Source organism: Pseudomonas sp. YY-1 (assembly GCF_002843095.1).
Classification (GTDB): domain Bacteria; phylum Pseudomonadota; class Gammaproteobacteria; order Pseudomonadales; family Pseudomonadaceae; genus Aquipseudomonas; species Aquipseudomonas sediminis_A.
This window is the reverse complement of the sequence record NZ_PJLX01000009.1, coordinates 1-22,535: the sequence shown is the minus strand read 5'-3', so window position 1 is coordinate 22,535 and position 22,535 is coordinate 1. Positions and strand designations below refer to the sequence as shown.

16 protein-coding genes are annotated in these 22,535 nt (G+C 62.1%); 15 read left to right on the top strand and 1 reads right to left on the bottom strand.

The genetic code is table 11. From position 1 onward, the window contains the following. Positions 1–209: 209 nt before the first annotated feature. The 15 genes from CXP40_RS13925 to CXP40_RS13855 all read left to right on the top strand — a co-directional run bounded on the left by CXP40_RS13925 (position 210) and on the right by CXP40_RS13855 (position 21,661). On the top strand, positions 210–863 hold the full coding sequence (locus CXP40_RS13925) for a TetR/AcrR family transcriptional regulator (RefSeq protein WP_106734233.1): 654 nt from the start codon (positions 210–212) through the stop codon (positions 861–863). A gap of 6 nt (positions 864–869) precedes the next feature. Beyond that, positions 870–1,952 carry an efflux RND transporter periplasmic adaptor subunit gene (locus tag CXP40_RS13920; RefSeq protein ID WP_106734232.1) on the top strand — a complete coding sequence of 361 codons (1,083 nt, stop codon included), beginning with the start codon at positions 870–872 and terminating at the stop codon, positions 1,950–1,952. A 1-nt stretch (position 1,953) separates the two neighbouring features. Then, on the top strand, positions 1,954–5,109 hold the full coding sequence (locus tag CXP40_RS13915) for an efflux RND transporter permease subunit (RefSeq protein WP_106734231.1): 3,156 nt from the start codon (positions 1,954–1,956) through the stop codon (positions 5,107–5,109). An 809-nt stretch (positions 5,110–5,918) separates the two neighbouring features. Further along, complete coding sequence (gene algD, locus CXP40_RS13910; protein WP_106734230.1) at positions 5,919–7,229, top strand: GDP-mannose 6-dehydrogenase; 1,311 nt, start codon at positions 5,919–5,921, stop codon at positions 7,227–7,229. Positions 7,230–7,343: 114 nt separating this feature from the next. Continuing rightward, positions 7,344–8,768, top strand: coding sequence for a mannose-1-phosphate guanylyltransferase/mannose-6-phosphate isomerase (locus CXP40_RS13905; RefSeq protein ID WP_106734229.1), 1,425 nt, complete (start codon positions 7,344–7,346; stop codon positions 8,766–8,768). A 61-nt stretch (positions 8,769–8,829) separates the two neighbouring features. After that, positions 8,830–10,350, top strand: a complete 1,521-nt coding sequence (locus tag CXP40_RS13900; protein ID WP_106734228.1) for a glycosyltransferase — start codon at positions 8,830–8,832, stop codon at positions 10,348–10,350. A gap of 17 nt (positions 10,351–10,367) precedes the next feature. Further along, positions 10,368–11,513, top strand: a complete 1,146-nt coding sequence (locus CXP40_RS13895) for a PilZ domain-containing protein (RefSeq protein ID WP_099523195.1) — start codon at positions 10,368–10,370, stop codon at positions 11,511–11,513. Positions 11,514–11,556: 43 nt separating this feature from the next. Further along, entirely contained in the window at positions 11,557–12,996 is a 1,440-nt protein-coding gene (locus CXP40_RS13890) for a sel1 repeat family protein (protein ID WP_177429671.1), read from the top strand. Beyond that, complete coding sequence (locus CXP40_RS13885) at positions 12,993–14,384, top strand: alginate export family protein (RefSeq protein ID WP_106734226.1); 1,392 nt, start codon at positions 12,993–12,995, stop codon at positions 14,382–14,384. Before CXP40_RS13890 ends, CXP40_RS13885 begins: the two co-directional genes overlap by 4 nt. Before the next feature lie 17 nt (positions 14,385–14,401). Continuing rightward, positions 14,402–15,835: an MBOAT family protein gene (locus CXP40_RS13880; protein ID WP_099523198.1), complete on the top strand. Its 1,434-nt coding sequence runs from the start codon at positions 14,402–14,404 to the stop codon at positions 15,833–15,835. Positions 15,836–15,845: 10 nt separating this feature from the next. Beyond that, entirely contained in the window at positions 15,846–16,949 is a 1,104-nt protein-coding gene (locus CXP40_RS13875; RefSeq protein ID WP_106734225.1) for an alginate O-acetyltransferase, read from the top strand. 15 nt (positions 16,950–16,964) lie between these two features. Continuing rightward, positions 16,965–17,606: an alginate O-acetyltransferase AlgF gene (locus tag CXP40_RS13870; RefSeq protein ID WP_106734224.1), complete on the top strand. Its 642-nt coding sequence runs from the start codon at positions 16,965–16,967 to the stop codon at positions 17,604–17,606. A gap of 34 nt (positions 17,607–17,640) precedes the next feature. Then, positions 17,641–19,059: an alginate biosynthesis protein AlgX gene (locus CXP40_RS13865; RefSeq protein ID WP_106734223.1), complete on the top strand. Its 1,419-nt coding sequence runs from the start codon at positions 17,641–17,643 to the stop codon at positions 19,057–19,059. Next, entirely contained in the window at positions 19,050–20,165 is a 1,116-nt protein-coding gene (locus CXP40_RS13860) for a polysaccharide lyase (protein ID WP_177429670.1), read from the top strand. The genes CXP40_RS13865 and CXP40_RS13860 overlap by 10 nt, the downstream gene beginning before the upstream one ends. Before the next feature lie 14 nt (positions 20,166–20,179). Beyond that, entirely contained in the window at positions 20,180–21,661 is a 1,482-nt protein-coding gene (locus CXP40_RS13855) for a right-handed parallel beta-helix repeat-containing protein (protein WP_106734222.1), read from the top strand. Positions 21,662–21,721: 60 nt separating this feature from the next. On the opposite strand, the gene CXP40_RS13850 is transcribed toward CXP40_RS13855, so the two are convergent. Continuing rightward, positions 21,722–22,402 carry a polysaccharide lyase family 7 protein gene (locus tag CXP40_RS13850; RefSeq protein ID WP_106734221.1) on the bottom strand — a complete coding sequence of 227 codons (681 nt, stop codon included), beginning with the start codon at positions 22,400–22,402 and terminating at the stop codon, positions 21,722–21,724. Between the last annotated feature and the right edge of the window lie 133 nt (positions 22,403–22,535).

Sequence of the window (22,535 nt, the reverse complement as noted above, 5' to 3'; positions counted from 1 at the left end):
GGGACAAGGATCGAGCGAATGTCGTAGGGCGGGTTAGAAGCCTCGCCCCGGGGCGGGGCTCCTACACGTATCCCTGTAGGAGCCGTGCCTTGCGGTGAATGAGGCAGTGAACGGCTACCCCCCCACAATTGCCTTGTTACAACTCCCGTATTGCCGCATTGTGACCAACAGTCATAGCATGACCGCCGGTCACGAAACCCGGAACCGTCATGCGCTATCAGGATCAGCTCTTCCAGCAGCGGGAAAACGCCCTACTGCAATCCGCTCGCCAGCTATTTCAGGGACAGTCCTGGGATCGCGTCACCATCGCCGAGGTGGCCCGTCACGCCGGCATTGGCAAGGGCACGGTGTACAAGCACTTTTCCAGCAAGGAAGCACTCTATGCGCGCCTGGTGCTGGATTGCTCGCGCCAGCACCTGGCCGAGATGCAGGAAATCTCCCGCACTGCGCCCGCGGACAAAGCCATGCGCCTGGTGATTCGCCGCGCCTTCGAATTGCTCCACGCCGATCCGCTGCAAGCGCAGCTTTGCCTGCTGTGCGACCGCCCAGCTTTTCAGGAACGCCTGGAAGCGCTCTACCGCGACCAGTTCATCGAACTTGAACACCAGTACATGACGCTGTTCAGCGGTCTGCTGCAGAACAGCTTCGGCCTGCAACTCTCCCCCGCCCACTGCCAGCATCTGCTCTGGGGCGTGGAGGCCTGCGTCAATGGCGTCATGGCGCGCATCGCCTCCGGTGGTTTCGCGCACTGGGCCGAATACATCGAACTGGATGCGTATTTCGATCGCGTCACCGACTTCATCATTGCCGGCCTGCAAGGCCAGGCCGCCGCGCTGCACACAGCGCCTGCCCTCAGCGAGTAAACCCACATGTTCGCCCAACTCAGCAAGCGTCCCTGGATCATTGCCGTCGTCATTGCAGTCCTGCTGTTGGCCTGGCTGTTCAGCGGCGATCGTTTCGTCGCTCGTGACGCTGTCGAGCCCGACCAGCCCGCCATCACCAACGATCTGGCGCGCGTCGAAATTCAGTGGCTGGAAGCCCAACCCATGCAACGCCAGCATGTGGTGCAGGGGCAGATCGAGGCCTGGCGCCGGGTAGAACTGCGCGCTCAGGTCAGCGGTAGCGTGCAGAACCTGGATCAGGACAAAGGCAACCGCGTCGCTGCCGATCAACTGCTGCTAAGCATTTCACCAGACGACCGTCCGGCCCAGGTCGCGCGCAGCGAGGCCGATGTGCGCCAACGTCAGAGCGACGTCACCGCCGCCAAGCGCCTGCGCGAGCGCAGCCTGGTGTCGGCCAACGAGCTGATGCGCCTGGAAAGCGAACTGGCCAAGGCCCGTGCCGAGCTCGACAGCGCCCGCCTGCAGCAACGCAACACCAAGATCAGGGCGCCGTTTGCCGGCATCTATGACCAGCGCATGGTCGAACTGGGCGATTTCGTCCAGCCCGGGCAGAGCCTGCTGACCCTGGTGGATATCGACCGCCTCAAGGTCAGCGCACAGATCGCCCAGCAGCAGGTCACCCAGCTCGAACTGGGCCAGCCGGTAAAAGTTGAACTGCTTGATGGCCGTACGCTGCAAGGTGAGCTGCACTTTATCGCCGCGGCTGCCGATCCCGGGTCACGCAGCTTCCGCATCGAGGTCAAGTTGGACAACCCGGAAGGCCTGCGTCTGGCCGGTGCCAGCGCCACCCTGCACATCCAGACTGGCGAGGCCATGGCTCATCGTCTGTCCCCTGCCCTGCTCAGCCTGGATGAAAGCGGCCGCCACGGCGTCAAGTGGGTCAACGATGCGCAGCGCGTCGAGTTCACGCCAGTGCAACTGATCAGCGTCGACAATCAGGGCGCCTGGGTCAGCGGGCTGCCGCCAAAGGTGGCACTGATCACCCTCGGCCAGGGCTTCGTCCAACCCGGCCAGCAGGTACGCACACAACTTGCGGCCGAGGGCAGTTGAGATGCACGCACTGATCGCCGCCGCACTCGACCGTAGTCGCACCACCATCCTGATCCTGCTGTTCCTGCTCTGCGGCGGGCTGGTGGCCTACATCGCCATGCCCAAGGAATCCAACCCGGACGTGGTCATCCCCATCATCTACGTGTCGGTGACCCTCGAAGGCATCAGCCCGGAAGACGGCGAGCGCCTGTTGGTACGCCCGTTGGAGCAGGAGCTGCGCAGCCTCGAGGGCGTCAAGGAAATGCGCTCGGTCTCCAGCGAAGGCCACGCCTCGGTAACGCTGGAGTTCGACGCTGGCTTCGATGCCAAGGTGGCGCTGGCCGACGTGCGCGAGAAAGTCGATACCGCGCGCAGCAAGTTGCCTGAAGAGGCCGACGAGCCGACCGTTACCGAAGTCAATGTGGCGCTGTTCCCGGTACTGTCGGTGGGCTTGTCCGGGCCCATCGCCGAAACCGAGCTGGTGTATATCGCCCGGCGCCTGAAGGAGAACGTGGAAGGCATCGCCGAGGTGCTCTCGGTGACAATTGGCGGCGACCGTGAAGACCTGCTGGAAATCGTCGTCGACCCGCAAGTGCTCGACAGCTACGGCATCGACTACAACGAGCTGTTCAACCTGGTCAGCCGCAACAACCGCCTGGTCGCTGCCGGCAGCCTGGACACCGGCGCCGGCCGCATGAGCATGAAAGTGCCTGGCGTCATCGAAGACCTCGAAGACGTGATGCGCATGCCGATCAAGGTGGTCGGCGACAGCGTGGTCACCTTCGCCGACGTCGCCACCATCCGCCGCACCTTCAAGGACCCGACCGGCTTCGCCCGCATCAACGGCCAGCCGGCCATCGTGCTGGAAGTGGCCAAGCGCAGCGGCGCCAACATCATCGAGACCATCGATCAGGTCAAGGCACTGATGGAGCAAGCCAAGCCCTTGCTGCCGCCAGGTGTGGAAGTCAGCTACATCATGGATCAGTCGCAGGAAGTGCAGAACATGCTCGGCGACCTGCTCAACAACGTACTCACCGCCATCGTCCTGGTGCTGATCCTGGTGGTGGCGAGCATGGGCATGCGTTCGGCGCTGCTGGTTGGCCTGACCATTCCCGGCGCCTTCCTCAGCGGCATCCTGCTGATCTGGATGCTCGGCTTCACCCTCAATATCGTCGTGCTGTTCAGCCTGATTCTGGTGGCCGGCATGCTGGTCGACGGCGCCATCGTCGTCTCCGAACTCGCCGACCGCTACCTGCAACAGGGCCAGACGCCTCGCCAGGCCTGGGCCAATGCCGCGACACGGATGGCCTGGCCGGTGATCGCCTCCACCGCCACCACCCTGGTGGTGTTCCTACCACTGCTGTTCTGGCCCGGCGTGGTCGGCCAGTTCATGAAGTACCTGCCGGCAACCGTGATTCTCTGCCTGTTGGCCTCGCTGGCCATGGCCCTGGTGTTTCTGCCGGTGCTCGGCGCCGTCACTGGCGGCCAGGCACGCCCGCAAGCCCCCAGCACCAATCGCGCCGGCAACGCCTACCGCAATCTGCTGGCGACGCTGCTCAAGCGCCCGGGGCTGACCCTGCTCGGCATGCTGGCGCTGATCGCCCTGATCTACGTCGGTTACGGGCGCTTCAACCATGGTGTGGAATTCTTCCCCGACGTCGAGCCGGAAAGCGCGCAGATCTGGCTGCGCGCTCGCGGCGATCTGTCGGTGCAGGAGAAGGACGCCCTGCTCCAGCAGGTGGAAAAGCAGGTGATCGGCATGCGTGAGGTCAAGGCGCTGTATGCGCGCTCGCTGGCCCAGCCAGAAGGCCAGCAGGGCCAGCTCGGTGCCGACGTGATCGGCACCTTGCAGTTCCAGTTCGTCGACTGGCACCAGCGCCGACCGGCCAAGGACATCCTCGCCGAAATGAGCCAGCGTACCGCGGGTATCCCTGGCGTGGTGCTGGAGTTCCGTAAACAGGAACAGGGCCCCACTGACGGCAAGCCGGTCAAATTGCAGATCAGCTCACTGGACCCTGCACTGGGCGAGCAGTGGGTCGAGCGTATCCGCGGGGAAATGACGCGCCTCGGCGGCTTCGCCGATATCGAGGACGACCGCGCCCTGCCCGGCATCGAGTGGCGGATCAAGGTCGACCGCGAGGCCGCCGCACGCTTCGGCGCCGATGTGCTCAGCGTCGGCAACGCGGTGCAGATGATCACCAACGGCCTGAAACTGGCGACCTACCGCCCCGAAGATGCCACCGACGAAGTGGACATCCGTGTGCGCCTGCCCGGCAACTGGCGCTCGCTCGACCAGCTCGGCCGCCTGACCCTCAACACACCGGCCGGCCAGGTGCCGCTGAGCAACTTCGTCGACCTGCAGCCTGCGCCCAAGGTCGGCACCCTGAGGCGCGTGGACGGCGACCGCACCATCACCCTGCAGGCCGATCTGGCCGAAGGTGCGCGCCTGGACGAACGCCTCAAGGCATTGCGCGAAGCGCTCGGCGATGTACCGGCCGAGGTCAAGGTGACGTTCGCCGGCGAGGATGCCGACCAGCGCGAGGCGGCCACCTTCCTGATGACCGCCTTCGTCGTCGCCATCTTCCTCATGGCGATTATCCTGGTGACACAGTTCAACAGCCTCTACCAGGCGGCGCTGGTACTGTCAGCCATCGTCCTGTCCACCGCCGGCGTGCTGATGGGTCTGCTGGTCAATGGTCAATCGTTCGGCATCGTCATGGTCGGCATGGGCCTGATCGCCCTGGCCGGCATCGTGGTGAACAACAACATCATCCTGATCGACACCTACAACCAGTTGCGTCGCCAGGGCCTGGAACCGCGTGAAGCGGCGCTGGAAACCGGCAGCCTGCGCTTGCGCCCAGTGCTGCTCACCGCAGTGACCACCATCCTCGGCCTGATGCCCATGGTGCTCAGCATCAACGTCGACCTGATCACCCCGAGCCTCGGCTTCGGCGCCCCCTCGACACAGTGGTGGACGCAGCTATCCAGCGCCATCGCTGGCGGCCTGGCCTTCGCCACGGTGCTAACCCTGCTGCTCACGCCCTGCATGCTGGTGCTCGGTGCCCGCTTCGAACGGCGCCCACCGCCACTGGAGACCTACGACACCGACCTGCTCGACCTGCCCGAGCACCTGATAGCCCCCAAACCCGACAGAACGCACCTACAGCGCAGCGACTGATACTGGAGTCCACCTGGCAGGGGCAACACGGCAAAACGCCAGATATCGCCTAGGCTAACCAACAACGGTGCTTAGGGCGGGAATGGAAAGGAAGCAGGGATGCTTTTAACAGACAGCAGACGCGCAAGGCGTCTTGCAGAAACGACAAAGCCCTCTCTCGGAGGGCTTTGTCGTTTCCGCTCGCCTCGCATAGGCCAGCGCAAGCAATGAACACCGAGCTAACGAAGTGTATGGGGTCGGCATCCTGCCTGTTGGCCACTTCGTTAGCCCGGTGACCGGAGAGTAGTCCAGGCACTGGCATCGTGCCAAGCCTCAATTACGTGGCCCGACTCACAGAGCAAAGAAGCTCCCCTGGCAACTCTGACACTTCGAAACTCCCCCAGCACGTTCGCATGATGGCAGATCACCACCTCCGTTCGTGGCGCTGAAAACTACGCAGCACACTCACGCACAACTTCCGAGCAGAGTCTTACTTCAGTGCAATAGAACCAAGCACAAAAGATAATGTTTTTATGACGCCATAAAAATAACGCACCAAAAAGCTACAACTATTTTTTGGCGCCTAAAAAACAACAATTACAAGTAATTGTTTTTATTATAAAAAATATTAAATAAAGTGAGCAGCACACATTTCCTAACTTTTGGTTCACGTTTTGCTTGAAATGCCAAAACAGCCAACTTAGTATCCGCGCCAATTCGAGCACCCCATTCGATTGCAGTAACCATTACGCAATCTTAATGGCGTACTTAATGAACACGGATGTTGGCCAGTTCAAATCGGCTAGCTCACTTATATGAGAGAGGGATCTATGCGAATCAGCATCTTTGGCCTGGGTTATGTGGGCGCCGTATGCGCCGGTTGCTTGTCGGCTCGCGGCCATGAGGTCATCGGCGTCGACGTATCGCAAACCAAGATCGACCTGATCAATCAAGGCAAGTCCCCCATCGTCGAACCCGGCCTCGCCGAACTGCTCGAAGCCGGCGTCAACTCCGGCTTGCTGCGTGGCACCACCGATGTGGCGGCAGCAGTCCTGGCCAGCGAACTGTCCTTCATTGCCGTGGGCACGCCGAGCAAGCGCAACGGCGACCTTGATCTCGGTTATATGGAGTCGGTGTGCAAGCAGATCGGTACCGCCCTGCGCGACAAGCAGGAGCGCCACACTGTGGTCGTACGCAGCACGGTTCTGCCGGGCACGGTAAAGAATGTGGTGATTCCCCTGATCGAAGCAGCGTCCGGCAAGAAAGCCGGTGTCGATTTCGGCGTGGCCACCAACCCGGAATTCCTGCGTGAAAGCACCGCGATCAAGGATTATGACTTCCCGGCCATGACCGTGATCGGTGAACTGGACGAGCAGTCCGGCGACCTACTGCAGGAGTTGTACAGCGAACTGGACGCTCCGATCATCCGCAAGTCCATCGAAGTGGCGGAGATGATCAAGTACACCTGCAACGTCTGGCACGCGGCCAAGGTCACCTTCGCCAACGAGATCGGCAACATCGCCAAGGCAGCCGGCGTCGACGGCCGCGAAGTGATGGATGTGGTCTGCCAGGATCACAAGCTCAATCTCTCCAAGTACTACATGAAGCCCGGCTTCGCCTTCGGCGGCTCGTGCTTGCCCAAGGATGTGCGCGCCCTCTCCTACCGCGCCGGCAGCCTGGACGTGGAAACACCGCTGATCAGCTCGCTGATGCGCAGTAACGCCGCCCAGGTGAAAAAAGCCTTCGACATCGTCACCCACTACGACAAGCGCCGCATCGGCCTGCTGGGTCTGAGCTTCAAGGCCGGCACCGACGACCTGCGCGAAAGCCCCCTGGTCGAGCTGGCCGAAATGCTGATCGGCAAAGGCTATGAGCTGCGTATTTTCGACAGCAACGTCGAGTACGCCCGCGTGTTCGGCGCGAACAAGGAATACATCGAATCGAAGATCCCTCACGTTTCCTCGCTGCTGTGCAAGGAGCTCGATGAGGTGGTCTCGCAATCCGATGTACTGATCATCGGCAATGGCGAACAGCGCTTCGCCGAGGTCATGAACAGCGTCGGCGACGACAAACAGATCGTCGATCTCGTGGGGTTCATGGCGCATGCCACCCAGGCCAACAAGGAAGGCATCTGCTGGTAGCAGACAGCTAACAAGAACAGAGGCGGCACCAGTCAGGTGCCGCTTGGTTGGTTATGGCGTGTCGCCAGTTCACTGCCCATACGATCCGAGCCGATGTTTACAAGGAGTGACAGCATGATTCCTCTGATTTTGTCCGGCGGCAGTGGCTCCAGACTCTGGCCGCTCTCGCGCAAGCTATATCCCAAGCAGTTCCTGGCCCTCACCGGCAGCGAGACCCTGTTTCAGCAGACGCTCGGCCGCCTGGCAATCGAAGGCATCAGCCGCCCCATCGTGGTATGCAACGAAGAACATCGCTTCATCGTCAGCGAACAACTTGCCGCCATCGGCAACGAGGCGCAGACCATTCTGCTGGAACCGTTCGGCCGCAACACCGCGCCGGCCGTGGCCATCGCCGCCATGCACCTGCTCGCGGCCGGGCGTGACGAACTGCTTCTGGTGCTGCCGGCCGATCACGTGATCGAAGACCTGCAGGTATTCCACGGCGCCCTCGGTGTAGCTCGCAAGGCTGCAGAACAGGGCGAAATGGTGCTGTTCGGCATCCCCGCCGAACGACCCGAGACCGGTTACGGCTATATCAGGACCGGCGAGCGAGCCGGGCTGCCGGGTGGCGTTCTGTCAGTCGAGCAGTTCGTCGAGAAGCCCGACCTGGCCACCGCCAGCGAGTTCGTGGCGCAAGGCGATTACGTCTGGAACAGCGGCATGTTCCTGTTCCGCTGCAGCCGCTATCTGGAAGAACTGCAGCGTCACGACCCGGACATCTACGACACCTGCCAGCTGGCACTCAGCCGTAGCAAGAGCGACCTGCAATTCATCCGCATCGACCCCAGCTCCTTCGAGTGCTGCCCGGATAACTCCATCGACTACGCGGTGATGGAAAAGACCGAGCGCGCCTGCGTGGTGCCGCTCGCAGCAGGCTGGAACGACGTCGGTTCCTGGTCCGCGCTGTGGGACGTTCAGGATAAGGACGACAACGGCAACAGCCGCTCTGGCGACGTGGTGATTCATGACAGCCAGGACTGCCTGGCCCATAGCCAGAGCAAGCTGGTGACCTTGGTCGGCCTGAAGGACGTGGTGGTGGTAGAGACCAAGGACGCCGTGATGGTCGCCCACAAGGATCACGTGCAGGACGTCAAACAACTGGTCAACACCCTCACCTGCGATGGGCGCGCCGAGGCGCAGAACCATTGCCAGGTCTATCGCCCGTGGGGCAGCTACGACTCGATCGACAGCGGCAACCGCTTTCAGGTCAAGCGCATCGTGGTCAAGCCAGGCGCCAGCCTGTCACTGCAAAAGCACCACCACCGTGCCGAGCACTGGATCGTGGTCTCCGGCACCGCACGGGTGACCTGTGACGACAAGACCTTCCTGCTCTGGGAAAACCAGTCGACGTACATCCCCATCGCCGCGGTTCACCGTCTGGCCAACCCCGGCAAGATTCCTCTGGAGATCATCGAGGTCCAGTCCGGCAGCTATCTGGGTGAGGACGACATCGAGCGCTTCGAGGATGTCTACGGCCGCACCGACACCACGGTCAACTAGCGACTTTCAGCGTCACAGCGGCTGACGCTCGTACACGGCTTCACTGGAGGAAGCACGTCACATGCCTAGGTTATTCAACGGGGTCGATACCTCATCCGGCTTCGGCAAGCTGTGCGGTTGGGCGTGCCTAATCGCCCTGCTCGCGCTTGCCTCGGAAATGGTCGACCCGAGCTACCTCGACCCGTCGCATCAGAAATTCATTTTTCTGATCGGTGCGCTGGGCATGTGGCGTTATGGCAATGCGGCCACTCACTATGTCCGCGGCATGTACTTCCTGCACTGGCGTTTCCCACGCATGCGCAAGGCCGTCGAGCGCATGGGGGCTGCGGCACTGCCCGAGCACATGTTCATGGTGGTGACCAGTTTCCGTATCCCGACCCACACCACCTTCAAGGTCTACCAGTCGGTGTTTCAGGAAGTGCAGCGGATGCCGGTGCCATGCACCGTCATCGCCTCGATCGTGGAGAAAGGCGACGAGAACTTCATCAAGGACATCATGCGTCAGGAGGTCCGTGACCGCGACGATATCAAGCTGATCATCGTGCGCGCCCGTGGCACCGGTAAACGCGACGGCCTGGCGCATGCCTTCCGCGCGCTGTCCCGGCAGATGCCCCTGGAAAACGCCGTGGTCGGTGTGGTCGATGGCGACACCATGATGCTGCCCGGCTGCGTCGAGCGCGCCGTCAGCATGTTCGCCTATCTACCCAGCGTCGGCGGCATCACCACCAACGAGTTCTGCGAGGTGGAAGGCAGCAAGCTGATGCAGGAGTGGCACACCATGCGCTTCGTCCAGCGGCACATCAACATGTGCTCGATGGCGCTGAGCAAACGCGTGCTGACCATGACCGGGCGCCTGTCGTTCTTCCGCGCCAGCGTGATGACCAACCCGGAATTCATCAAGGACGTGGAAGCCGATTTCCTCGATCACTGGCGGCTGGGCCGCTTCCAGTTCCTCACCGGCGACGACAAATCCTCCTGGTTCAGCCTGATGCGCGCCGGTTGGGACACCTTCTACGTGCCCGACAGCCACACCCTGACGGTGGAGCATCCACCAGACAACAGCTTCCTGCGCGCGACCCGGCAACTGATGTACCGCTGGTATGGCAACTCGCTGCGCCAGAACTTCCGCGCCACCCGACTGCTGGGCCTCGACCGCCTGGGCCTGTTCACCATGTACGTGCTGTACGACCAGCGCGTGTCCATGTGGACCTGCCTGATGGGTTTGAGCGCCTCGGTGGTGGCCGGCCTGCTGTTCGGCATCCAGTACCTGCTGCTGTACCTGTTCTGGGTCCTGTTGTCGCGCACCCTGGTAACGCTGTTGTTCTTCTTTGCCAAGCACCCGGTGCATCCGATGTACCCCTTCGTTCTGTATTACAACCAGATCGTCGGCTCGGTGATGAAGGTTTACACCATGTTCCACATGGATCAGCAGAGCTGGACCCGGCAAAAGACCACGCTCAGCAACGGCAGCGTCAGTTTCGATGCAGCCCTTAATCGATGGACGTCGAAGACGATGTTGTTGTCCTCCATTGCCATCTTCTTCGGGGTCATTTCGGTCCTGCTAGAACTCACGCAATCTTAAGTAAAGGCGCGAATGCTATGAGTAGCACCACTGTCTTACCTGTAAACGTTGTTCACGAAGCGATCGATGAGCGCCAGTTCGTGCGCGCCAAGATCCCCGCCCGCATCAGCCTGCAAGGTCACGGCCTGAACGGCGTGGAATGCGAGATCCTGGACATCTCCCTGGGCGGCATCGGCCTGTCCTACGAGCAGCCACTGAAGCTCGGTAGCCTGTTCCAGGGCTCGATCAAGCTGAAGCTGAACAAGGTCGATCTGAACATCGACACCAAGCTGAAGATCGTCTCCCAGCGCGGTCACGAAGTCGGCGCCGAGTTCGTCGAGCTGGATCGGCAGAAGCGCGACATCCTGCGCTACATCATCTCGGCCTACATGTCCGGCGACATCGCCGACATCAACGGCTTGTTCAACGTGATGCAGCGCGAGAACTACATCAAGGAGCGCAAGACCAAGCAGGCCAGCTCGCGTACGCCCACGGAACGCTTGAAGGCGGCATTGGGTTCGATGCTGTTTCTCGGCGCCGGCCTCGCGGCAGTCAGCCTGATCGTCTACAAGAGCTACCTGCTGTTCTTCCAGATGCCGGCCGCACAGGCGGTGGTCAGCGCCAACGCCTATGTGCTGAGCATGCCGGAGAACGGCAACCTCAAGTACCTGATCGGCCCCGAGCAGACCAGCGTGAGCACCGGCCAGCCGCTGGCCAGCGTGTCCACGCAACTGGCCAGCAGCCTGACCAGCCCGACCGACATCGCCGCTCTGGCCAGCCTCTCCGAACAGGATGCAGCCGCCCTGCTCGGCCGCGTGACCGTCGAGACGGTGATCGCCAGCCCTTGCGACTGCAGCCTGTACTTCCCCCGCCCGCGTATGGACGGCTTCGCCTACAAGCAGGAGCAACTGGTGCACCTGCTGCCGCAGGATCAGCCGCTGAACGTCAAGGCCAGCGTGCCGTTCGAGCGCATGGACAAGATCGAGCGCGTGCGAGCGGTCGAGATGCGCGTCCTGGGCAGTGACACCATCTACACCGGCGAGATCGTCGCCAGCCGCGTCGACGATCAACGACAAATGGTCGAGCTGACCATCAAGCCGGATCAGGAGTTGCCGCGCAGCGCCTATCAATTGCCCACTGCCGTCGACTTCAAACTTGGCCTGCCACTGCGCTGGACGTTCTGAGGTCGCCATGCCGGTCAGATATCTTCTTTGCACAACCGCTCTGATGCTGGCTCTCGCCAGCTCGGCTCATGCGGCACGCAGCCTCGAGCAGGTCCGCTATGCGCTGTTTCAGGACGGCCAGGCGGAGGTCGAGGAAGACCTGCGCCATCTGGCCGCGCGTGGCGACCTGGCCGCCACGCGCCTGCTTGGCGAGGTACTGGCCAGCCGCAGCCCGGCGAACACCACACAGGCCATCGACCTGTTCAAGCAGGCCTTCGCCGATGGCCGCGGTGACATCGGTGCGCTGATTCCCCTGGCCAGATTGCTGGACAACAAGCCGCGCTGGCGCGAGGCCAACCGCACATACATGCGTCAGGCCCTCAGCCGCTTTACACCGGGACGCGATTTCATCGCAGTCGACACGCGCCTCGAAGTGTTTCTGGTCTACCCCGAGCTGTTCACGCAGGACGAAGTCACCCGCCTGATCGAACTCTATGACCGCGCCTGCCTGATCTACTGCCACGCGCCGCTGTACCGAGCGGTGGCGGCAGCCCGCTACGGCGACAGAAACGAAGCCGAGAAGTGGTTCCAGCTGGCCGTGGAGAGTGACCCGCGCGCCGTACAGCGCTATTACGACTTTCTTGGCGAGCAGCGCAACGTGCTGTTTCGCGCCTTCGCCGAACGCCTGGCACCGCGCATGAACGCGCTGCCGATCGACCTGGTGCACCGCATCGCCCAGCAGGTGGCGAACATTCGCAACATCGAGATCAGCACCTTCAACAACAACCGCCCGACAACCCGCGCGCAGAACGACGAAGAAAAAGCAGCCCGCGAACTCAAGGCAAAGGCCCATGCCAGCCTGGTCGAACAGCTCGACCGGGAAGTACTGCAGTGGCTGGACAACGCCATCGAACGTGATTTCGGCCCAGCCATGCTGAGCAAGGCCAGCTTTCTCATGACCGCACCGGACCGTTACAGCCCGGAGCCGGTGCTGACCCTGATTCAACGCCTGGAACAACGCCAGAACAATAGCCCGACCCTGAGCATGGTCGAACGCGAAAACCCGATCACTCCGCAGCGCATCAAGGCACTGCGCGCCAGCCTGCACATGGTGCTGTGGCGCACCCTCGATCCACGCTTGAGCCAACGCCTGATCGCCGAACTGCAGGCCGAGCAATACCCCGAGGCATTGCTGCTCGAAGGCGACCTGTACAGCCAGGGCGGGCTGGACGAGCCCGATCAGGATCGCGCCCTGGCGCTGTACATGGAAGAGGCCCGCCAAGGCTCGGTGAATGCCCTGCTGCGCATCGCCCGCCTCTATACCTACGGCCGCGCCATCTGCCGCGATAACGGCAAGGCCTATGCCTTTGCCTATGCCGCCCATGAGCTGGGCGACCTGCGCGCCAGCGATCTGATGCACTCGCTCAGCACCCGGCTCACGCCTGAACAGCGCGATACAGCCACCGCCGAAGGCAACCGTCTTATCGAGGAATCCACACTGTGAGCGCTCCTAACGCCCTTAGCCGCGCAGCACTGCTGCTCGCCTGCCTGCCGCTCGGCCTGCTGCACGCAGAAGAACCCAGCCTCACCTCGCCCGAGCTGGAGCCGGTCACCTCGCTGCTGACGCACAAGCTGTTCCTGCGTACCGGCTATGGGCCGGACGAAACGCGCCTGGGCGAAGACCGTCGCAGCTTCTTCAGCTTGCGCTACGAGCCGTCCTACCGCTGGTATTCGCCCGAGCAACGCTGGGCGAAGTGGGAAGCCTTCGGCCGCCTGTGGCTCAACTACGACACAGATCCGAATGCCCTGCAAAGCGATGAGGGCAATGACGAGAACGTATCGAGTCGGCGCCATGCCTACAGCGAAGCCCGCGAGTTCTATGTACGCCGTAACCTGCTGGGCGACGACCCGCGCTTTTCCGCGACCCTCGGCCGCCAGCGCTTCAGTGATCGCTTCGGTATCTGGTGGGACGACAGCATCGAAGCCTTGCGACTGGACTACAACGACAGTTTCGCCAGCGGCTTCGTCGCCATCGCCGAGAAGTTCTACTACTACAACTCCGACGACAACCGACTCGACCCGCGCGACAAGAAGATTCGTTACCTGATGGCCGAATACGCCTTGCGCTGGCATGCCGATCACTGGATCGGCGCGCGCCTGCTGTACGAGGACGACTACTCGGGCAGCTCGCCGGATGATCGCCAGGACTTCGATGGCCTGCGTTACGGCGTATTTGTGCACGGTGATACCCGCCACCTGACATCGCTGATCAGCGACTACCATCTGGAAGTCGCTGCACTCGACGGCAGGCTGGAAACCACGCAGAACAATGGCCTGCGCGACAGTGGCGACAAGACCGGTTGGGCGGTGGTGGCGGATGTCGGCAAACGCTTCGAGACACTGCCATGGACACCGCGCGTAGGCATCAGCGGTGGTATCACCGATCGCCCGGACGACAGCGGCAGCGACGGGTTCACCCTCAACCGCATTCAGTCCGACCGACGCAACGATCCGCTGAGCTACAGCAATCGCCTGGTCAGCAACCTGGTCAGCGTCAACCTGAGCAACCTCGCCTTCTACGGCATCGTGCTGGAAACCCAGCCCACTGACCGCAGCGCGCTGGATCTGCGCATCAGCGACCTGCACCTGCGTAACAGCTCGGCGCAGATGCCCCTGCGTACCACCAACGAAGGCGTGGTACGCGATACCAGCTCGTCCCACCTGGGCCAGGTGCTCGACATCAACCACTACTGGCGCATGTTCCCGCTGGCCTACAACGGTAAACGGGTACAGCTCAACACCCTTACCAGCCTGAGCTACTTCAAGGCCGGTAGCGCGCTGGAAATCGGTGATGACTATCAACTGACGCTGGGCATAACCCTGACTTACTGACCGAGAGCAGCGCTAGCATGATCTTCGCCTCCAACGTCTTTCTGTTCCTGTTCCTGCCGGTGTTCCTGCTTTGTTACTACATAGCCAAGGACCACTGGCGCTCGTACGTGATCGTGCTCGGCAGCTACCTGTTCTACGCCTGGTGGCGTCCGGACTTCCTGCTGCTGTTCGTTGCCATCTCGTACTGGAACTACTGGTTCGGCCTGCGCATCAAGGCGCGAATCGATGCCGGCGAGAAGAAGATTGCCTTTCGCCTGCTGACCGTCGGCGTGATCGGCAACCTGGCCACCCTCGGCTACTTCAAGTACGCCAACTTCGGTGCCGATGTGCTGGTGGCAGTGCTGGAGCCATTGGGCATCAACACCTTCACCCTGGAACACATCATCCTGCCGCTGGGCATCTCCTTTTATGTGTTCCAGGCGCTGAGCTACATCGTCGACATCTATCGACGCAATGCCGAACCCACCAATCGCTTCGTCGATTTCGCTGCCTATATCGCCCTCTTCCCGCAACTGATCGCCGGGCCGATCCTGCGCTACAGCCTGATCGACAAGCAGTTGAAGAACCGCACCCACTCGCTGGAGCTGTTTTCCCTCGGTGCCTGCCGCTTCATGCTCGGCTTCATCAAGAAAGTGCTGATCGCCGACTCCCTGGCACCGATGAATACCCTGTTCATTGGAGGCGGTGATGAGCTGCAGATGGCCGACGCCTGGTTTGGCCTGCTGATCTCCGCCCTGCAGCTGTACTTCGACTTCTCCGGCTACAGCGACATGGCCATCGGCCTGGGCATGATGATGGGCTTTCGCTTCGCCGAGAACTTCAACCAGCCCTATATCGCGCAGAGCATCACCGAGTTCTGGCAGCGCTGGCACATGACCCTGGCCGACTTCCTGCGTGACTACGTGTACATGCCGTTGGTACGCAAGCGCCTGGCCGGTATGCTCGTCGGGCTGGTCATCACCATGGTGCTGTCCGGGCTCTGGCACGGGCCAAGCTTCGCCTTCATCTTCTGGGGGCTGTTCTTCGGTATTGCCATGGTGGTCGAACGCAAGCTGGGTATCGCCACCAAGGTCAATACGCCCTACAACTTCTGGCGCAATGCCCGCTGCATGTTCGTGCTGGCCTCGTGCATGCCACTGTTCTTCACCGGCAACCTGCCGCACGCCCTGCAGGTCTACCAGGCGCTGATCGGCCTCAACGGCATCGGCTCGCTGGACCTTTACTGGTTCGGCACCTCCGCCATGAGCATGACCTTCACCCTGATCGCCCTGCTGTGGATCGTCATCGCCGGCGGCATCAACATTCGCTACTACGCCGGCACGCACAAGGACCAGTACTTCATGCAGCACGTCAGCGGCTTCAGCGCCCTGTTGCTGTGGGTCGGCTTCCTGCTGACGCTGACCCGCCTGGCCGCGAACTCCTTCTCACCTTTCCTGTATTTCCAGTTCTGAGGATGCCCACATGTTTCCGGTGATGAACTCGGCCAGCAAGATCAACGGGATTCTCTTCTGCGTGATGCTGTGCGCCATGTTCCTGTACTCGCTGCCGACGGTGTTCGCCTTCGCCGGCACGCAGACCCAGGCTCTGTCGCTGTTTCTCGATGGCAAACTGGTGCGCAAGTTCGAGCAGTTCTACGACAAGCAATTGTTCCTGCGCGACCCATCCGTCGAGCTGTGGGCCAACATCCAGCACGCGATCTTTCGTGAAGGCGCCAGCGGCGTGGTACTGGGCCGCGACGGCTGGCTGTTCACCAACCAGGAATACCTGCAACCCCGTGACCTCGAGGGCAACCTGGAGCGGCAAATCGTGCTGATCGACAAGGTGCGCGCGCAACTGGCGCAACAGGGCGCGCGGCTGATCGTCCTGCCGATTCCGATGAAGCTGGACACCTACGCCGAACACTCCACCTATACCCCCTCGCAGCAGATCAGCGGCCTGTACCAGCACTTCAGTCAGCGCCTGCACGACCACGGCATCGACACCGTGGACCTGCGCAGCGCCTACCAGAGCGCGGCGGCCACCGAGCAGCTGTTCCTGCGTAACGACACCCACTGGAGCCCAAGGGGCGCCGAACTGGCAGCCCAGACTCTGGCCAAGCAGTTTCCCGAGCTACTGGGCGACACCCCTTACCTGACCCAGGCCGTCAGTGAAAAAGAGGTGACCGGTGATCTGCTCAACTATCTCAAGTTCGACCCCAGGCTGGCGCCCAGCTATTTCGAGCCAGTGCATATCCAGCTCTACGAAACCCTGCAGCAGAGCCATAACGACCTTGCCGACAGCCTGTTCGGCGAAGAGGCCGTGTCGCTGGCGCTGGTAGGCACCAGCTACACGCGCATCGATGACTGGAATTTCGTTGGTTTTCTCAAAGAGGCCCTGCAGCGTGACCTGGTAAGCGTCGCACTTGAAGCCCGCGGCCCGTTCCAATCGATGAGCGAATTTCTCGCCGGCCCAGCCGCGAAAAGCGGTGACCTGCAGACCGTGATCTGGGAGTTCCCCCTACGCACCCTGCTCGCCCAGCGTCAGATTCCTTCCGCCCTGGCTATGCCAGAAACTGCCCAACACTGACCGAGGTAACGTCATATGCCCGCCCTCATCTCCCGCGCCCTGATCATCCTGCTGACGATCGCCAGCGCCGCCGCACAGGCCCAGGACGGCAACGCCGACCTTTACGACCCGGTGGCCCCGGCCAACTCGGCTTTCGTACGGGTACTCAACCTCAGTGAACGCAACATCGAGGTCACCCTCAGCGGCAAGAACAAACCTCAGGTCGTCACCGGAGGCCAGTTCGGGGGCTATCGCTTCGTTACGCCAGGCAAGCAGCGTATCGCCGTGGCCAACCAGGCGATCGAGCACGAGCTGAAGGCCAATACCGCCAGCACGGTGATCTACCGCGACGGCCAACTGCTGCTGATCGCCGACCAGTTCGTCAACGAACCGCGCAAGGCGCAGATCGCCTTCTACAACCTCACCGACAAGCCGGCGGCGCTGAAGACCGTCGACGGGCAGCACGTGGTGGTCGACACCATCAAGCGCGACGAGACCGGCAGCCGCATGGTCAACGAACTGAAGATCGCCTTCGCCGCCTATGCCGACAGCGAACAGCTGATCGGTTTCGACGAGCTGTTCCTGAAAAAGGGCCGCTCCTACACCTACGCCCTGCTACCCGCAGCCAACGGCTACCGCGCGATAACCCTGGCCAACAGCATCGACCCCAGCGAATGAACCCTGAACGGCTGGCCAAACAAGTGAGCGGACGATGATCGCAAAGAGCATGAAGCACTATTTTCTCCTGGCCATCGGTAGCCTGATCGCAGCGGGCGTACAGAACGTTTCCGCTGCGTCGCAAAGCGAAAAGACCGATGAATGTACGGACTTGCAATGCCTGATCTGCCCGCAACTCAGTGCGCCCGAGGAATATGCCGAAGGCAACATGAAGTCGCTCAAGCAGATCGTGCCGGGGAGCGACCGCTGGCTGTTTCGTTCGGAAGTCGACCTGACCAACGAATTCGGCATTCCGCCAGCCATGCAGCCGGAATTCGCCCGTCTGATGCGTGCGTTCGCCAGCCATGGCACTCAAGTGGCAGTGGCCGTGCAGCCGACTCGCGGCCTGATGCATCGCGCTCAGTTGCAGCCAGGACAGATGCATGGCTTCGACTACGCGCGCGCCAGCGCCAACCTGCGCAAGTTTCTGCAGCAGATGCGTGATGGTGGCGCCATCGTTCCGGACATCATGACCCTGGTCGAACAGCCACCGAAGGACTTCTTCTTCCGCCGCGACCACCACTGGACCCCGGTAGGTGCAGAAGCCACCGCCCGGGTCACTGCCGACGCCATTCGCCAGCACCCGGTCTACGCGCAATTGCCGCGCAAGGGCTACACCACCGAGCAAACCCTGACCCTGTACAAGGACGGCACCCTCAACCTAGGCCTGGCGGCGATCTGCGGCAACCACTTCGGTTATCAGTTCGTGCCCGGCTACCAGACCGTTCCGGAAGACAACGATGCGTCCCTGCTGTTCGAAGAGCAGCCCGACCCGGAAATCGTCCTGGTCGGCACCAGTAACTCCGCCGCCCGTGAAGACGAGACCAAGCAGTTCAACTTCGACGGTTTTCTCAAGCAGTACCTGAGCAGCGACCTGATCAACTACGCCATGCCCGGTGCGGGCCAGGACGGTTCGCTGCTGGAATACCTGCTGTCGTCCAACTACGCCCCGGACAAGGCGCCCAAGCTGATCATCTGGGAGCTGCCAGCCAACTATCGCCTCGATGGCGACCTGACCTACCGCCAGCTGATCCCGGCGGTCAACGGCGGCTGCAAAGCCAGCGACAGCCTGCTCGAAGACCGCGTCGAACGCCCGTCCATGGGTCTCAACGACCGTCTCGAACTGCTCAGCAACGCCGGCGAGCAGCGCAAGGACCTAAAGGGTCGCGACGCAGTGCTCGACATCCGCATCAGCGATCCCAACATCAAGAATTTCTACATCATCACCTACTACGACAACGGCACACGCGACAAGGTGTGGTTCCGCCGTGAAGCCATCGTCACCGGCGGCCAGTACTACCTGGAGTTGAGCCGCGCCGCAGAATTTCGCGACGCCAACCTGCTGTCCGTGCTGCTCGAACCGACCCAGGTCGTGGAGCAGCCCTTCCAGATCGAGACCAAGCTATGTCTGTGAGGATTTCGCCCGGCCGCCTGACGGCCATGCTGGTGCTGCTCGCCGGCCCCATGAGCGCCAGCGCCGCACAGTCGATCTGGAGCAACCACACGCCGAACATAGCGGCGCAGATGACGGGCGACTACCGCAACGAAAGCTGCCCGAAAAAACCGCCTGCCGCCTACACCGGACACCTGCAACTGGACAGCAAGTACGACCAGAGTGACGCCAGCAAATCACGGCTGGTAGCGCGTCAGAGCAAGGACACCGAGCGCATCCGCCAGCAGGTCAAGCAATACATCGGCGGCTTGGTGAAGGCGACTCAGGTGTTCCAGCGCACCAGTAAGGCCGACGAAGCCACCACTGCCCTGGCCTGCCTGAACCAGTGGCTCGATGCCTGGGCCAGCAAGTCGGCACTGCTCAGCGACGACGCCAGCAAGACCGGCGTCGCCTCGCGCAAATGGGCACTGGCCGCCATCGCCTCGACACTGCTCAAGGTGCAGGCCTTGAGCGATCAGCGCTATCAGTTGAGCGCCGTTCAGACGCGCTGGCTGGGCCAGCTGTCGGCCAAGGTGATGGCCGAGTACGAACCACGCCGCTACGACAGTGGCATCTACTTCAACAACCACGACTACTGGGCCGCTTGGGCCGTGGCTGCCACCGCCATGCTGCTCGACGATGACCGCGCCCTGGCATGGGCCGATGTCGCACTGCGACGCGCCTTCACTCAGCTCGAGCCCGGCAAGGGCGACTACCAGTACCTGCCTCTGGAGGTCGCCCGCGGCCGCCTGGCTGCCGACTACAGCCACTACGCCCTGGTACCGCTGATGCTGCTGGTGGAGGCCGCCGAACATAACGGTCGCCCGCTCACCGAGCAGGAGCGCGAGAAACTCGCCGGCCTGGCCAACTTTGCCGCGCGCGCCGTGCTGGAGCCCAAGACCCTGGCGGAACTGACCGAGCGCCAGACGGAAGTCGGCCCGCACAAGATGGTCTGGGTGCTGCCCTTTCTCACTCGCTATCCGCAGCATCAATGGGCCGCACGCCTGTACCAGGCGCACGGCAAAGCCATCAATCATTACAGCCAGGTGGGCGGCGATCTGAAACCGCTGTACCCCCAGCTCAACTGACGCAGGATGCCACCATGTCCCAGGCACTGACCCTCTCCCGCGCGCTGCTGCTGACGGCCTGCGCAGCCTGCAGCCTGAGTGCCCTCGGCGGCCCCGCGGCGTTGCACACGCTGGACCCGCAATGGCAACAGCAGCAGCAACAGCGCACCAGCCAGCAGATCATGCAGCAGAGCCAGCCACCGGCCTTCGATCTGCAGGCACCGACGCAACGCGGCAACGCCAGCCTGGAGCCGATGTACTCCGCGCAGGCGGGCAGCTGGCCCTTCGAGCCATTCGTGCACAACGGCCTGTTCCGCGCCATCGCCGGCTACCAGGCGCAGCACCCGCGCACCGTGGTCATCCGCGGTGGCAGCGTCAGCCTGGCGCAACTACACGCGCAACTGAACGACCCAAAGGTGCTGCGTAAGCATGAAGACGGTTACCTGCTCAGCTACCCGCTGATGATCGCCGAAGACGCCGCCCTGCTCATCGACGATCAGGTGCTTTACCTCTTCGGCCCGTCGGGCACCGCGCTGATCAACCAGGGCTTGCTGCAGGTAAAGGGTTCGCGCCTGGAAAGCTGGAGCGACGGCCGCGCGCTGGCCACCGACCGCCCTACCCGCCCCTTCATCATGAACTGGGCCGGCAGCCGTCTAAAGGTTGCCGACTCGCACCTGGTCAAGATCGGCTACAACGCCAACTTCTCCCGCGGCATCAGTAGCGGCATCAGCGCGCAGCAATCGGCCACCCGGCCGGCGGCGCGCATCCTGATCGACAACAGCCGCTTCGACAGCATGGCCAGCGCCTTGGAGCTGCGCCACAGCGATGCCCTGATCCGCAACAACCAGTTCAGCCACCTGCAGCAGTACGGCATCGACCTGGGCAACAGCCGCTTCCTGATCGAAGACAACCGTATCGACGACGTTAAGCACAACAGCGGCATCCGCATCGGCGGCAGCAGCAGCGGGCGCATTCAGAACAACCTGATCCTGCACACCGGCAAAAGCGCCATCGAAGTCAGCGAGCAAAGCGGTGCCCTGCTGATCGAGAACAACCGCCTCGGTGCGTCCAAGGGCTACGGCGTGATGCTGCGGCAGATCAACGGCGGCGCCGGGCTGCTGATCGAGAACAACCTGATCGCCAACAGCCGGCTCAGCGCCATCGACGCCGGCGGGCTCAGCGGCGCCCTGATCATCGACAACCGCATTCAGTCCACCCCGGAATACGCCATCAGCCTGCGCAACGAGCAGCTCACCGCCGGCCAACTGGTCATCACCGGCAACACCCTGGAAAGCATCGGCAAAGCCATGATCCGCGTGGAAGGCATGCAGAACACCGTGCTGGGCAGCAACCAGTACCGCGCCAACCCGCTATTGCAGAACCTGCTGATCGGCGACCTGCTGCCGCTACAGAGCCAGATCCTCGACAACACCGTGCGGCGCAACTGCCACCTGCAGATATCCCAGCCTCTGACCGGCACCAGCAGCAGCGCAGACGCCCCCACCTGCACCAACTGACCAGCGCCAGACGTGGTCAAAAAACCTGCACTCATTCTGATCCGAGTGCAGGCCAAGACCCTAACGGTGCTCGACTTTCAGTTGTGAAAACACAGCAGCCCCGGCGCTGGTCTCATTACCGTTGTTGTCGAGCGTGTAAACGCCCGCCTTGAAATACAGGTTGTGGCTGGCCCAGGCCGAGTTGAGCACACCGCTCCAGGACCTGACTGCGCCATCAGGCTCGACCAGGCCAATCGTCAGCCTGCCGTTCTTCGCCAGAAACACCTCATAACTGAAATCCTGATTCAGCTTGATCTTGCTCGACAGCACGATCTTGGTTGCATTGGCGCTGGCCGGATTGCCTCGAAACGAAATCACCACATTGCCATAGCCCGTAGGCGACAAGGATTGATAGCCCAGCATCACGGGGGGCGAGGTGCCGTTCTTCGAATGGATCTGGGAGAACGCGATCAGCCCGTTCGAAGGCACCTGGGTGATTCTCGCCGTGGCGGTCAGCACGTTATCCGCAGCGCTATAGGGCCAGTTGCGCAGAGCGCCGTCAGCGAAAGTCTCGCGCAACTCGCTGCGCGGGTAGGTCGAGTTGGCGGTCGTGGTGCCGTTGACCGGCGCCCAGAAAAACAGCTTGCCCTCCTTGGACTGAAAGTAGTGATCCTGATACCCACCGGCCAGCACGGGGGTGGAAATAACGGCGGCGGGAACACCGACAGGGATGGTGAGGTTCCAGGTGGACAGATCGATCATGGGGGCGGTACTCCGAGGGTAAAACGGTGGTCTACGCCCGATCTCTCCATGGCCGTGCCAGCATCGCTTCGAGCGTTGAGGTGGAGAATATCGGCACACTGAATGTTGCCGCTGACCGAAAACTGACCCAGTA